The organism is Qipengyuania citrea, from assembly GCF_009828015.1.
Classification (GTDB): Bacteria; Pseudomonadota; Alphaproteobacteria; order Sphingomonadales; family Sphingomonadaceae; genus Qipengyuania; species Qipengyuania citrea.
In genome coordinates, this window is sequence record NZ_WTYG01000002.1 from 752,787 (window position 1) to 766,539 (window position 13,753).

A 13,753-nucleotide genomic window follows, 5' to 3' on the forward strand; every position below is an offset into this window, starting at 1 on the left:
GGATGCGCCGCTAGGCCGCATGGCCATGACCAAGCCCAGCTTTCCCTGGCCCGGATTCGCGCTGGCGATGATGGCCTGCATCATCCTGGCCTCGCTTGGCGTGGATCTGATCTATGTCGCGCTCGTCCTGCTGGTCTGGATCGGCTCGCTCTATCTGGTGGCCGCGCGACCGGACGAAGCGCGCCCCAAGCCGCAAGGCCCTGCCTTCACCCGCGACAATATGGCCGACCTGTTCGAACATTCCGAAACACCCGTGGTCATCACCGAACGCGACCGGGCGATTATCGCCAATCTGTCGGCGCGCCAGTTGCTGGGCGGGCATATCGTCGGGCAGGATGTCCGCATGGCGCTGCGACAGCCCGAAGCGATCCGCCTGCTCGGTCGCGACGTCGACGGTGGTGCGGTCGTCCGCGGCCTGGCGCGGCGCACCGATATCTGGCGGATTAACCGCAAGACGCTGCCCGGCGAACTTGCCGTCATCGAATTCGTCAACAAGACCGCCGAAGCCGATATCGCGCGGGCCCATACCGATTTCGTCGCCAATGCCAGCCACGAACTGCGCACGCCGCTGGCTTCGATCATCGGCTATGTCGAAACGCTGCGCGAGGATGTCGATAATCTCGATCCGCGCATGGCGGACAAGTTCCTCGGCACGATCCAGCGCGAGGCGAAGCGCTTGCAGGACCTGGTAAGCGACCTGATGTCGCTGTCACGAATCGAGGCCGTGAAACACGACCTGCCCGACACCACGCTCGGCCTGGCCAAGCTCGCCGAACGCGCGGCGCATGATGCGGCCAATGGCGAACGGCTCGAACTGCTCGACTTCGGGGCGACCGGCGAATTCCCGGTCCGCGGCGATCGCCAGCAATTGGAACAGCTGGTCCGCAACCTCGTAGACAACGGGTTCAAATACGGTGAGCCCGGCCAGACGGTGACGGTGCGCATCCATCCCAAGGGCGACAACCGGTTAAGGCTGACCGTGACCGATCGCGGCGAAGGAATCGCGGCCGAGCATATTCCGCATCTCACCCGCAGGTTCTACCGCACCGATCCGGGCCGCAGCCGGGCATCGGGCGGCACCGGACTGGGTCTGGCGATCGTCAAGCACATCGTCGAACGGCACCGGGGCCGGCTGGATATCGACAGCACGCCGGGCGAAGGCACGCGCGTTACGGTTACCCTGCCGCTGGAAAAGCAAGACGAAGACGACTGACGCGGCTTGTGCCGGTGGCAGCGGGGCATGCCAGCCGGTTCCGGTTGTTACACGATGTCATATATCTGAAACATCGCGGTCATAGTGGCGTCGTCGTTCCGTAACCCTCTGATCAAGTGATTTGAACGATGCCCCGTAGCACCCGCTTCCCGCTGGCAATCATTGCGCTCGGCTGCGCTGCCCCCGCACCCCTGCTCGCGCAGGATGCGGACGAAGATCTGACGGCCATGCGCATGCAACTGGCGGCCATGAACGCACGTATCGACCAGCTCGAAACCGAGCTGGAGGCAACGCGTGCCGCCGCAGCGGCGGTGCCGGCTCTCACCACCCCTGCAGAGCCGGCAGCAGCTGCACCGGTCGCCGTGCTCGCCAAGTCCGACGGCTGGAGCTTCAAGCCCCGCGGCCGTCTGATGGTCGATACGGGTTTCACCAGTGCCCCTTCGTCGACCGGGGCCAGCGATGGCTTCGGCAGCGAACTGCGCCGCGCCCGCTTGGGCGCTTCGGGGGATATGCCCGGAGGGTTCGGCTACAAGTTCGAGGTCGGTTTTGCAGGCAACGAGGTTTCCGTCACCGACGCCATCCTGAGCTATGAGGACGGTCCGCTCGAAGTCGCGGTCGGGCAACACAACAACTTCCAGTCGCTCGAGGAACTGACCAGCAGCCTGCACACGACCTTTATCGAGCGCGCGGCCTTTACCGACGCGTTCGGCTTCGAACGCCGTCTGGGTGCGTCGATCACTTACGGACGGGGCGATATCCTCATCCAGGCGGGGGTCTTCACCGACAATATCGAGGACACGGACAGCAAGAACCGGGGCGTGGATGCGCGGATCGTCTTCATGCCGGAGGCTGGCGACACGCAGCTTCATTTCGGCGGATCGGTCCATTACAACGACCTCGACGATCCTGCTGCCGAGGTGCGCTATCGCCAGCGCCCGCTGGTGCACTTCACCTCGCAGCGGTTCATCAACACCGGCAGCATGGGTGCCCGCAGCGAAACCGGGTTCGGGCTCGAGGCCGCAGCGATCGCCGGGCGCTTCCACGCCGCCGCCGAAGGCTATTGGCAGACGGTCGACATGCCCACGCTGGCGAGCGACCCCACCTTCTTCGGCGGCTATGCCGAGGCAGGGGTATTCCTCACCGACGATTCGCGCGGATACAAGGGTGGCAAGTTCGATCGAACCAAGCCGCAGCGGCCGGTTGGCGAAGGCGGGTTCGGATCGCTCCAGTTCACGCTGCGCTACGACCATCTCGACCTTAACGACGCCGGGATCCTCGGCGGCCGCCAGGCAGGCTATCTCGCCTCGCTGATCTGGAAACCGACCGACTATACCGCGCTGTTGGTCAATTACGGCCGCTTGCAGTACGAAGACGCGGTCCTGCCCGCCGCGAATGGCGATACCTCCTACGGTGTCGACGCTTTCGGTGTGCGCGCGCAAATCGATTTCTGAGCGGCGGACGATCCGCCAATTCCCAGCCCCCGGGCGCCGGGTCAAACTATTGTCGCAACCCTGTAACATTGGGGCGCTTTTGCGCCGCTAGCTATACATCTAAGGGGCTATCCATGACCAAGACCAAATCCTTCATCTTCGCCGCAGTATCGGCGCTCGCGCTCACCGCATGCGGTGGCAACGGAGCCGATGGCGGCTCGCGCGACTCGATCCGTGCAGTCGGTTCGTCGACCGTGTTCCCGTTTGCTAAGGCAGTTTCCGAAGCCTTCGTTCGCAACCAGCCCGATTATCGTTCGCCGATCATCGAATCGACCGGCACCGGCGGCGGGATGAAGCTGTTCTGCGCCGGTCTCGGCGCCGACACCCCCGACATGACGCACGCCTCGCGCCAGATGAAGGCGAGCGAATTTGCCGACTGCCAGGCCAATGGCGTTACCGACATCATCGAAATCCAGGTCGGCCTCGACGGGATCGCTTTCGCATCGGCGCAGGGCGGCATCACGATGAGCCTGACCCCCAAGCAGGTCTACGAAGCGATTGCGGCCTCGCCCTATGGCGGCGAGCAGACCAACCAGACCTGGTCCGACGTCGACCCCTCGCTCCCCGACCAGCCTATCCTGGTATACGGGCCGCCGAGCACGTCGGGCACGCGTGACGCGCTCAAGGAACTGGTTCTGGAAGTCGGCTGCGATACCAATCCCGAAATGGGAGCGCTCAAGGAAACCGACAAGGATCGCCACGCACAGCTGTGCACCGAGGTCCGTTCGGACGGCGCCTATGTCGACCAGGGCGAACAGGACAATCTCATCGTCCAGAAGATCGAAGGCAATCCCAACGCCGTGGGCGTCTTCGGCTACAGCTATCTCGAAGAGAATGCCGACAAGGTGCAGGGCCTCGAGATGAACGGTGTCGCCCCGACTTACGAGAACATCGCGAGCTTCGCCTATCCCGGTGCGCGCCCGCTCTACGTCTACGCCAAGAAGGCGCATCTCGATGCGATCCCCGGCCTGCGGGAATACCTGCTGCAGTGGACGAAAATGTGGGACAAGGATGGTGAACTCGCCAAGATCGGTCTTGTCGCATCGCCTGCGGACGTTATGGCGGCGAACCTGAAAGCAGCCACCGAATACACCACGCTCGATGGCGCGCAGCTCAAGTAAGGTCTGAAAGCAACTTATGTCGCCAGCTATCCTGCTCTTCCTGGCCCTCGGGCTCGGGCTCGCCGGATGGCTGGCGGCCCGTGCCCGCGCATGGGCCTTCCGGCGCGACAGCGCCGAACGGCGGCTGCCCAGCCTGCCGGTTTACCATGCGTGGTATGTCGCGCTGTGGATCATCCTGCCGATGGTCGCGTTCATCGCGCTGTGGAGCGCCATTGCTCCCGGCCTGGTGACGCAGCAGGTCCTGGCGAGCCCGGCGGCAGCCGAACTGCCCGCCTTCGGCTTCCAGCGCCAGACCATCCTCAACGAAGCGCGTGCGGTGGCGACGGGCGCGGCTTCTGCGGTCTTCAATCCGCAGGCTGCAGCGCTCGTCGAACCCTATCGCGAAGCGCTGTTCTACTACAACACGATCGGGATCATCGTATCGCTGCTGGTCGCCTTCCTGGCCGGCACCTTCGCTTTCCTGCGGCTGCGGCCCGACTTCGCCGCGCGCAGCAAGGTCGAACGCATCGTCATGGCGATCCTCCTGGGCGCTTCGCTGGTGGCCATCCTGACGACGATCGGCATCCTCGCCAGCCTGGTGTTCGAGACGGTCCGGTTTTTCGGCATGGTGTCGCCGCTGGACTTCCTGTTCGGCACGCATTGGGGCCCCGACCCGATGGCCAACCCCGACAATCCCGATGGTACCCGCTACGGCGCGGTGCCGCTGTTCTGGGGCACGCTCTTCATCGGTGCGATCATCGCCATGATCGTCGCCATCCCGCTGGGTCTGATGAGCGCGATCTACCTGACGCAATATGCCGACCCGGCGCTGCGGCGCTGGATCAAACCCGCGCTCGAAATCCTCGCCGGTGTCCCGACCGTCGTCTACGGCTATTTCGCCGCGCTGACGATCGCCCCGGCGATCCGCGATCTCGCCATCGGGATGGGCGTATCGAACCCGTCGAGCGAAAGCGCACTCGCCGCCGGCCTCGTGATGGGCGTGATGATCATTCCCTTCGTCTCCTCGATGGCCGACGATTCGATCGCCGCGGTCCCCGGCGCCATGCGCGACGGCAGCCTCGCGATGGGGGCCACGCGCTCGGAAACGATCAAGCGCGTCATGATTCCCGCCGCGCTGCCCGGTATCGTTGCCGGGATCATGCTGGCGATCAGCCGCGCCATCGGTGAAACCATGATCGTCGTCATGGCCGCCTCGACCGCCGCCAATCTGTCGGCCAATCCGCTCGAATCGATGACCACCGTCACCGTGCAGATTGTCGCCATGCTGACCGGCGAAGGCAGTTTCGACCATCCCGCCACTCTCAGCGCGTTCGCCCTCGGCTTCGTCCTGTTCATGGTGACGCTGGGATTGAACTTCGTCGCCCTGCGCGTCGTCAAGAGGTACCGCGAAGCATATGAGTGAGCGCATCGCCCCAACGCGCACGCCCGAATTCGAAGCGCGGCTGAAGAAACGCTACGCTTCCGAGCGCCGCTTCCGCGCGCTCGGTCTCGGCGCCATCGTGTTCTCGGTCGCGGTCCTGGTATTCCTGCTGGGAACGATGACCTTCAACGGCATCGGCGGTTTCCAGCGGGTCGAAATGGAAGTGCCGATCGATTTCACCCAGGCCGGTATCGCCGCCGACCCTGCGGCGATGGAGCAACCCGGTGCGCTGGCATCGCTCGAGGCGCAGGGCCTGCGCGATGTCGTGCAGTATTTCGCCGAGGAGGAACTGGGCGAAGCGGCTGCGGAAGAGCTCGGCGCGCAGGCGTGGCGCGACGTCGCTACCGCGATCATCGCTGATCCGGCGGTTCTCCAGCGCAGCGAAAGCTTCTGGCTGCCCGCTTCGGCCAACCTCGCCTCGGGTTACGAGGGCGAAGGCTCGCCCGAAATGCAGGCCCTGGCGGCGGGGCTTTACGAAGAAGGCCGGCTGGCAAAGAATTTCGACCCGGGCTTTCTGGGCCGGTCCGATGCCACCAACCCCCAGCAGGTCGGGATCTGGGGTGCGCTCAAAGGCTCGCTTCTGACGATGGTGGTGACGCTGCTGCTCGCCTTCCCGATCGGGGTGCTGGCAGCGCTTTATCTGGAAGAATACGCCCCCAAGAACCGCTGGACTGATCTGATTGAACTGTCGATCAATAATCTGGCCGCGGTCCCGTCGATCATCTTCGGCCTGCTCGGGCTCGCGGTGTTCCTCACGCTGTTCCCCAATCTGCGATCGGCCCCGCTGATCGGCGGTATGACGCTGGCGCTAATGACCATGCCGGTCATCGTTATTGCCGGTCGCAATGCGATCAAGGCAGTACCGCCGAGCATCCGCGACGGCGCGCTCGCAATCGGCGCCTCGCCCGTGCAGGTGGTCTTCCACCACGTCCTTCCGCTCGCCCTGCCCGGCATCCTGACCGGCACCATAATCGGCATGGCCCGAGCGCTCGGCGAAACCGCGCCGCTGCTGATGATCGGCATGCGCGCCTTCGTGGCCACGCCGCCCGACGGCTTTACATCGCCCGCAACCGTGCTGCCGATGCAGATTTTCCTGTGGTCCGATGAAATCGACCGCGGCTTCGTGGAACGCACCAGCGCGGCGATCATCGTGCTATTGCTGTTCCTGCTCGTGATGAACGGGCTCGCCATCTACCTGCGTAACAAATTCGAGAAAACCTGGTGACCGTAGTCCACGACAACCTCGAGAAAACCGAAGCCAAGATGAGAGCCGAGGCGGTCTCCGTATTCTACGGCGACAAGAAGGCGATCGACGAGGTCTCGATCGATATCCCGACCGAATATGTGACCGCGTTCATCGGTCCCTCGGGCTGCGGCAAATCGACGTTCCTGCGGACGCTGAACCGCATGAACGACACGATCCCCACGGCGCGGGTCGAGGGCAGCATCCAGCTCGACGGCGAGGACATCTACGCCTCGGGCATGGATGTCGTCCAGCTGCGCGCGCGTGTCGGCATGGTGTTCCAGAAGCCCAACCCCTTCCCCAAGTCGATCTACGACAACATCGCCTATGGCCCCAAGATCCACGGCCTCGCCGAAGGCAAGGACGAACTCGACGCGATCGTCGAGAAATCGCTGCGGCGCGCTGGCCTGTGGGAAGAGGTCAAGGAACGCCTGCAGGACAGCGGCACGGCGCTGTCGGGCGGTCAGCAGCAGCGGCTGTGCATCGCGCGCGCCATTGCGGTCGACCCCGAAGTCATCCTGATGGACGAACCCTGCTCAGCGCTCGATCCGATCGCCACCGCCAAGATCGAGGAACTGATTGCGGAACTTAACGGTCGCTATGCTATCGTCATCGTGACGCATTCGATGCAGCAGGCTGCACGTGTCAGTCAGCGTACTGCCTTTTTCCATCTCGGAAAGATGGTCGAATATGGCCGTACGTCCGATATATTCACCAATCCGCATGAGCAGCGGACCCAGGATTACATCACGGGCCGCTACGGTTAAGGCTATGAATTCGATGCAAGAACATACCGTCAAGGCATTCGACGAGGACATCACCCGCCTGCGCGGACTGATTGCCGAGATGGGTGGTCTTTCCGAAGCGGCGATCGCGCAATCGCTCGAGGCGCTGGTCAATGGCGACGACGAGCTTGCCGACCGCGTCGTCAAGGCGGACAAGAAGATCGACGCGCTCGAAAGCGAGATCGACAAGCTCGCGGTGCGGATCATCGCACTGCGTGCGCCGATGGCGGACGATCTGCGCGAGGTGATCGCGGCGCTCAAGATTGCCGGCGTCGTCGAACGGATCGGGGACTATTCGAAGAACATCGCCAAGGCGAGCAAGGCGATCGGGGGCAACCGCAAGCAGTTCGAACCGTTGACCCTGCTCCCCGCGATGGCCGACGTAGCCGCCGAAATGGTCCACGACGTGCTGACCGCCTATGCGGCGCGCGATGCCGAACTGGCACGCGAAGTCATCGCTACCGACGAGAAGGTCGACGCCTTCTACAATTCGATCTTCCGCAACCTCGTCAGCCATATGGTCGAAAACCCTTCGACCATCTCGAGCGCGGCGCAGATGCTGTTCGTGGCCCGCAACCTTGAGCGCATTGGTGACCACGCGACGAATGTGGCTGAAATGGTTCACTTCGCCGCTACCGGGACATATCCTCTCGACGAGGATGGCTGACATAAAACTGTAGCGCTGGGGTCATAATGCCGTGCCGACCGAGACTGAAACTCCCCGGAAAGGCAAGCATTTGCACGCTGCGAAACTGTTATTGGTGGAAGATGACCCGGCTCTTTCTGAGCTGCTCGAATACCGCTTCACCAACGAAGGCTACCAGGTTCGCACGACCCCAGACGGCGACGAGGCACTGTTGCTGGCGACCGAGGATGTGCCCGACCTCGTCATCCTCGACTGGATGATCGAAGGCACCAGCGGGATCGAGGTTTGCCGCCGGTTGCGGCGCGACAAACAGACCGCGCATGTCCCGATCATCATGCTCACCGCACGCGAGGCCGAGGACGACCGCGTGCGCGGGCTCGATACGGGCGCCGACGATTACCTCACCAAGCCGTTTTCCCCGCGAGAACTGCTCGCCCGCGTGGCCGCGGTCATGCGGCGTATTCGCCCCGCGCTGGCCGGCGAAAGCATCGAGGTCGGCGATATCACGCTCGACCCGGTGGCGCACAAAGTCACCCGCCGCGGCCGCACCTTGCAACTCGGCCCGACCGAATACCGTCTGCTCAAGTTCTTCATGGAAAGCCCGGGCCGCGTGTTCAGCCGCGGGCAGTTGCTCGACGGGGTCTGGGGTACCGAAAGCGAGATCGAACTGCGCACGGTCGATGTCCATATCCGGCGCCTGCGCAAGGCGATCGAGATCGAAGGCGCGAAGGATCCGGTGCGAACGGTGCGCAGCGCGGGCTATTCGCTCGAGGCCTGACCTAGCGGCAGACGCCGCGCCAGCGCGGGCTCATGTCGAGATGGAAATGGTCCGCATGCGCGGCATTGTAGTCGGGTGACAGCACGGTCGCGAAGCTGCTGCACGCACCATCGCGCACGGTACGCAGGAATTGCGCCTTGTCCCCCTCGCCGGACCAATCGCGCAGCACGCTAATCCGCGTCCCGTCGGCAAGTACGAAGCCGGCGATATCGATCGCGTTGGCGGTGGCATGTTCGCTCCAGGCGCCGCTGTCACGGCCATAGAGACGGCGGCAGGAATAGGCGCCAAGATGCTCTATCCGCGCGATTTCCGACCCGAATATGTCGTGTGCAGTAGGCTTCAGGACATCGCGCTCCCATAGCAACAGCGCGATCGACGCAGGGCAGGTGACCGGCGGCGTGTTCGGGCTGAGCGGATAGTCGGTGAGCCGCGTGCGATCCTCGCGGCGACACGCGCCCTCGCCCGCGGGCTCGAGCACATCATGCGCGATATCGCTGCGTTCGAGCACCGCACGGCACGCCGGAGCGTCCTCCCGCAGCGCGATCAGCTTGGTTTCGGTCGCCCAGCCCGGCGGATCGCGCAGGTCGAGCGGAGCCCAGGGATCGTGTTCGGGATGCTCGGCCAGCCAGACACGGCCGGTCAGCAACAGCCCGATAAGCATCAGCAGCAGGAGCGCCCGCCGGTCACCGGCAAAGCTGCCAATCGTGCGTGAAAAGGACTGTTTCACAAACCGCTACCCAGCATTTCGCCGAACACGATTGCGGCGATTACCAGGAACAGCGCTCCAATCGCGCGATCGATCCAGCGCCGCGTGGCCGCGCGCTCCATCACCCGTGCAAGCCTTTGCCCGGCACCGATATAAAGCGCGCCGATCGGCAGGTCGATCGCCAGTGCCAGCAGCGCCAGCAATACGATCTGTGGCCCCAGCGGGGACGCGGTGTCGACGAAGGGCGGGATGATCGCGAGCATGTAGATGAGCGATTTGGGATTGCCGGTGGCGATGAATATGCCGTCGCGAAAGGCATGGCGCGATGGGCGTCTGGCCTGCACGGGAGCGCCCCCCTCGGGATGAAAGCTGTGCCGGATCGCGGTAATGCCGAGCCATGCGAGATAGCCGATCCCCGCAAAGGCCAGCACGCGGAAGGCCAGCGGATAGGCCGCAGCGAGCGTGCCGAGCCCCAATGCGACCAGCACCCACCACACCAGGTAGCCGATCTGCATGCCCAGCAGCGCCGCCCAGCCCGAGCGCGCACCGCGCCAGACTGCCTGCCCCATAACGAACAGCATCGATTGCCCTGGCACCAGGCTGGTGGTCGCGGTCACCAGCGCAAAGGCGGCGAGCTTTTCGGCATCGATCATGCAGCGCGCCTAGTGGAAGTCGCGGCTCGGGGGAATGATCCGCGCATCACGCGGATGCCCGCCCGAATTGGGGCCGAACCACCCGCATTCGCGATTGCCCGGCGGGGGCTCCTCCCACGGCTCGACCGGCCGGTGGGGGTCGTCCCCGCCTTCCCTGAGATTGTCGCGCGGATTGAACTTCGCGGGCAGCGGCGTCGTGACATGGTCCGCGCGCGCGACCGGCGCATTGAGCATGTCGTCGGACAGCCGGTAGAGCTGGTGCGTCGCATCCTCCATGTGATGCGCGATCACATGGATCACCTCGTCGTCATATTCGACCCGGCCGCGCACCTCCATCAGCCGTGAACCCATGACCACACGGCGTTGTTTTTCCTTCAGATCCGGCCAGACCACTAGGTTGATAACACCGGTCTCGTCTTCCAGCGTGATGAAGCAGACCCCCTTGGCGCTGCCCGGTCGCTGGCGGATCAGCACCACGCCCGCGACATGCACCATGCTGCGGAACTTGCGGCTGCGCAGATCGCAGGCGCGCACGAAACCGCGTTCAGCCAGGCTGGCGCGCAGGAAGGACATCGGATGCGCTTTCAGGCTGAGCCGCGTGGTCTGGTAATCGGCCACCACTTCCTCGCTCAGCGGCATGGCGGGCAATTGTGTCCGCGCGGTCTCGGCGCCCTCGTCGCGCGCTGCGGCGGCGGCAAACAGTGGCAGGTCCGCCCCGCCCACGATGCTGCGCGCATCCCACAGCGCTTGCCTGCGCGACAGCTGCATCGAACCGAAGCAGTCCCCGCTGGCCAGGCGTTCGATATGCGCCGGGCCGATCCGCGCGCGGTCCTTGAGCGCGGCGACATCGGCATAGGGCCCGCCCGCCTCGCGCTCGGCGATCAGCCGCGCCGCCACGGCCTCTGGCAGGCCGTCGACCTGCCGCAGGCCAAGGCGGAGCGCGATATTCCTGTCCTGCCTGCCCCGCCCCCGTTCTTGGCCGCTCGCGGGTGCCTCGCCGCCAATATCCTCCAGCGTGCAATCCCACTGCGACAGATTGACGTCAGCGGGCAGCACGCTGACGCCATGCTCGCGCGCGTCGCGCACGATCTGCGCGGGGGCATAGAACCCCATCGGCTGCGAATTGAGCAGCGCGCAGCCGAAGGCGGCGGGGAAATGGCATTTGAGCCAGCTCGAGACATAGACCAGATGCGCGAAGCTGGCGGCGTGGCTTTCGGGGAAACCATATTCGCCGAAACCGCGGATCTGGTTGAAGCAGCGCTGCGCGAATTCGCGGTCGTAGCCGCGCTCGACCATGCGCTCGACCATCATGTCCTGCAATTCGTCGACCATGCCGCGGCTGCGGAAGGTCGCCATCGCCTTGCGCAGCCGGTTGGCCTCGCGCGAGGAGAATTTCGCAGCGTCGAGCGCGATCTTCATCGCCTGTTCCTGGAAGATCGGCACACCCAGCGTGCGTTCGAGAATGCTCGACAATTCGTCGGGCGGGCCATGCTCGGGGGCAGGCGCGGGAATGACGACCTGTTCGGCCCCGCGTCGGCGCTTGAGATAGGGATGCACCATATCGCCCTGGATCGGCCCCGGGCGCACGATGGCGACCTGGATCACGAGATCGTAGAATTCGCGCGGGCGCAGCCGCGGCAGCATGTTCATCTGCGCGCGGCTTTCGACCTGGAACACGCCCAGCGAATCCCCCTTGCGCAGCATGGCATAGGTTTCCGGGTCCTCGCGCGGGACGCTGGCAAGGCTGAGCGGGCGATTGTAGTGATCGTCGAGCAGGTCGAGGCACTTGCGGATGCAGGTCAGCATGCCCAGCGCGAGGACATCGACCTTGAGGATGCCGAGCGCCTCGATATCGTCCTTGTCCCATTCGATGAAACTGCGTTCGGGCATCGCGCCATTGCCGATCGGCACGGTTTCGGTCAGCGCGCTTTCGGTGAGGATGAACCCGCCGACATGCTGCGACAAATGCCTTGGCATGCCAATTATTTGCTCGGTCAGTTTAAGAACCCGGCGCAAGTGTGGATCGCGCACATCCATGCCCGTCTCGGCAGCGTGTTTCTCGCTGATTTCGCGGCCCCACCCACCCCATACGGTCTTGGCCAGCGCAGCGGTGACATCCTCGGTCAGCCCCATCGCCTTGCCCACTTCGCGGATCGCCATGCGCGGGCGGTAATGGATCACCGTGGCGCACAGGCCGGCGCGATGGCGACCGTATTTGCGATAGATGTACTGGATCACCTCCTCGCGCCGCTCATGCTCGAAATCGACGTCGATATCGGGCGGCTCCTTGCGTTCTTCCGAAATGAAACGGTCGAACAGCAGCGCGTGCTTGGCCGGGTCGACGCTGGTGATGCCGAGACAATAGCAGACCGCCGAATTGGCCGCGCTGCCGCGCCCTTGGCACAGGATCGGCGGATCGACCCCGCGCGCATAATCGACGATATCCTTGATGGTGAGGAAATATCGCGCCAGGTCGAGCTTGCCGATCAGCGCCAGCTCGCGTTCGATCGTTTCGCGCACAGTCTCCGGCACGCCGCCGGGATAGCGCCAGGCGGCCCCTTTCCAAGTTTCGCTGGTGAGATACTGCTGCGGCGCCTGCCCGTCGGGGTATATTTCCTCGGGATATTCATACGCCAGTTCGTCGAGACTGAAATCGCAGGCATCGGCCACTTCGCGCGTGGCGGCGATCGCATGCGGCCAGCGTTCGAACAGCCTGATCATGGTCGCGGGCGGCTTGAGATAGCGTTCGCCATTGCTTTCCAGCAGGTGCCCCGCCGCCGCCACGGTGGTCTTGTGGCGGATCGCGGTCATCACGTCCTGCAACGGGCGCCTGTCGGGCGTGGCGTAATGCACGTCATTGGTGGCGAGGATGCCGAGGCCATGCGCTCTGGCGAGCGCATCGAGCTGTTCGATCCGCGCGATATCGCTGTCGGTATAGAGGAAGCTTGCGGCAAGGTGGCGAAGGGTGGGAAGCTGGGCCGCGACATGCGGCAGGATATCGGACAGCGTTCCTTCCACCCGCACCCGATCCGCTTGCTCGCTTTCGGATCCTTCCGTCCAGGAACCGGGCGGAAAGGGGACGACATTGTTCGGCACCGTCACGGCGAAGCGCTGGTCGAGATCGCGCGGGGGCAGCAGGATCAGCTGCACATCCCCAGTATGTCCGGCCAGCATCGCAAGACTGATGTCGCAGGCGCCCTTGGCCTGCCACTCCCCGTCGAGCGTGCGCATCCGTCCGGCCGAAATCAGACGGCACAATTGGCCATAGCCGGCGCGATTGTTCGGATAAGCCAGGAAGGCAAGACCTTCGACAGTTTCTATCCTGCAGCCGATAAGCGGCTTCAATTTAAGCGTTTTTGCCTCGGCATGAATGCGGACCACACCCGCCATTGTATTGGCATCGGCAATTCCGATCGCATCGTAACCCAGCGCCCGCGCCTGCAGCACCAGGTCGACCGCATCCGACGCCCCGCGCAGGAAGCTGAAGCAGGACACGAGTCCGAGCTCGACGAAGGGCGAACGCGGCGGCGCCTCGATGCTCGCGGGATCGAGCTCGATCGTTCGTTTCGGGATCTGGAGGTCGTTTTCGGGCATAATGGATAGGCCGCAGGACCGCCGTCATCGCTGCGAAGGCAGGGATCCATCCACCTGCGCCGCTGGGCGAAAGCTTGGCTGGACCCCCGCCTTCGCGGGGGTGA

The 13,753-nt window shown here is 64.4% G+C and carries 11 protein-coding genes; 8 read left to right on the forward strand and 3 right to left on the reverse strand.

Annotated elements, in window-relative coordinates; all coding sequences use genetic code 11:
- Positions 1-25: 25 nt before the first annotated feature.
- From GRI55_RS09185 to phoB, 8 genes are all read left to right on the forward strand, one after another.
- Positions 26-1,213, forward strand: coding sequence for a sensor histidine kinase (locus GRI55_RS09185; protein WP_160766914.1), 1,188 nt, complete (start codon positions 26-28; stop codon positions 1,211-1,213).
- 128 nt (positions 1,214-1,341) lie between these two features.
- A complete protein-coding gene (locus tag GRI55_RS09190; protein WP_160766915.1) occupies positions 1,342-2,664 on the forward strand; it encodes an OprO/OprP family phosphate-selective porin in 1,323 nt (440 codons plus the stop codon).
- A gap of 113 nt (positions 2,665-2,777) precedes the next feature.
- A complete protein-coding gene (locus GRI55_RS09195; RefSeq protein ID WP_160766916.1) occupies positions 2,778-3,824 on the forward strand; it encodes a substrate-binding domain-containing protein in 1,047 nt (348 codons plus the stop codon).
- A 16-nt stretch (positions 3,825-3,840) separates the two neighbouring features.
- Positions 3,841-5,226 (forward strand): phosphate ABC transporter permease subunit PstC, encoded by a 1,386-nt coding sequence (gene pstC, locus GRI55_RS09200; protein ID WP_050600660.1) that lies wholly within the window; start codon positions 3,841-3,843, stop codon positions 5,224-5,226.
- Positions 5,219-6,469: a phosphate ABC transporter permease PstA gene (gene pstA, locus GRI55_RS09205; RefSeq protein WP_050600661.1), complete on the forward strand. Its 1,251-nt coding sequence runs from the start codon at positions 5,219-5,221 to the stop codon at positions 6,467-6,469. Before pstC ends, pstA begins: the two co-directional genes overlap by 8 nt.
- 38 nt (positions 6,470-6,507) lie before the next feature.
- Entirely contained in the window at positions 6,508-7,254 is a 747-nt protein-coding gene (gene pstB, locus GRI55_RS09210; protein ID WP_050600725.1) for a phosphate ABC transporter ATP-binding protein PstB, read from the forward strand.
- 13 nt (positions 7,255-7,267) lie between these two features.
- Complete coding sequence (gene phoU, locus GRI55_RS09215) at positions 7,268-7,939, forward strand: phosphate signaling complex protein PhoU (RefSeq protein ID WP_050600726.1); 672 nt, start codon at positions 7,268-7,270, stop codon at positions 7,937-7,939.
- Positions 7,940-8,009: 70 nt separating this feature from the next.
- Complete coding sequence (phoB, locus tag GRI55_RS09220) at positions 8,010-8,696, forward strand: phosphate regulon transcriptional regulator PhoB (RefSeq protein WP_063511931.1); 687 nt, start codon at positions 8,010-8,012, stop codon at positions 8,694-8,696.
- Position 8,697: 1 nt separating this feature from the next.
- Here the strand turns inward: phoB and GRI55_RS09225 are convergent, their stop codons facing one another.
- From GRI55_RS09225 to GRI55_RS09235, 3 genes are all read right to left on the reverse strand, one after another.
- On the reverse strand, positions 8,698-9,357 hold the full coding sequence (locus tag GRI55_RS09225) for an extensin-like domain-containing protein (RefSeq protein WP_160767070.1): 660 nt from the start codon (positions 9,355-9,357) through the stop codon (positions 8,698-8,700).
- A 62-nt stretch (positions 9,358-9,419) separates the two neighbouring features.
- Positions 9,420-10,055: a LysE family translocator gene (locus GRI55_RS09230; RefSeq protein WP_160766917.1), complete on the reverse strand. Its 636-nt coding sequence runs from the start codon at positions 10,053-10,055 to the stop codon at positions 9,420-9,422.
- Positions 10,056-10,064: 9 nt separating this feature from the next.
- Positions 10,065-13,649: an error-prone DNA polymerase gene (locus tag GRI55_RS09235; protein WP_160766918.1), complete on the reverse strand. Its 3,585-nt coding sequence runs from the start codon at positions 13,647-13,649 to the stop codon at positions 10,065-10,067.
- Positions 13,650-13,753 lie beyond the last annotated feature (104 nt).

Bases quoted from the DNA above. Each gene is read 5' to 3' on its own strand.
- GRI55_RS09185 (WP_160766914.1), top strand. From the start codon at position 26: ATGACCAAGCCCAGCTTTCCCTGGCCCGGATTCGCGCTGGCGATGATG.
- GRI55_RS09190 (WP_160766915.1), top strand. From the start codon at position 1,342: ATGCCCCGTAGCACCCGCTTCCCGCTGGCAATCATTGCGCTCGGCTGC.
- GRI55_RS09195 (WP_160766916.1), top strand. From the start codon at position 2,778: ATGACCAAGACCAAATCCTTCATCTTCGCCGCAGTATCGGCGCTCGCG.
- pstC (WP_050600660.1), top strand. From the start codon at position 3,841: ATGTCGCCAGCTATCCTGCTCTTCCTGGCCCTCGGGCTCGGGCTCGCC.
- pstA (WP_050600661.1), top strand. From the start codon at position 5,219: ATGAGTGAGCGCATCGCCCCAACGCGCACGCCCGAATTCGAAGCGCGG.
- pstB (WP_050600725.1), top strand. From the start codon at position 6,508: ATGAGAGCCGAGGCGGTCTCCGTATTCTACGGCGACAAGAAGGCGATC.
- phoU (WP_050600726.1), top strand. From the start codon at position 7,268: ATGCAAGAACATACCGTCAAGGCATTCGACGAGGACATCACCCGCCTG.
- GRI55_RS09225 (WP_160767070.1), bottom strand. From the start codon at position 9,357: ATGCTTATCGGGCTGTTGCTGACCGGCCGTGTCTGGCTGGCCGAGCAT.
- GRI55_RS09230 (WP_160766917.1), bottom strand. From the start codon at position 10,055: ATGATCGATGCCGAAAAGCTCGCCGCCTTTGCGCTGGTGACCGCGACC.
- GRI55_RS09235 (WP_160766918.1), bottom strand. From the start codon at position 13,649: ATGCCCGAAAACGACCTCCAGATCCCGAAACGAACGATCGAGCTCGAT.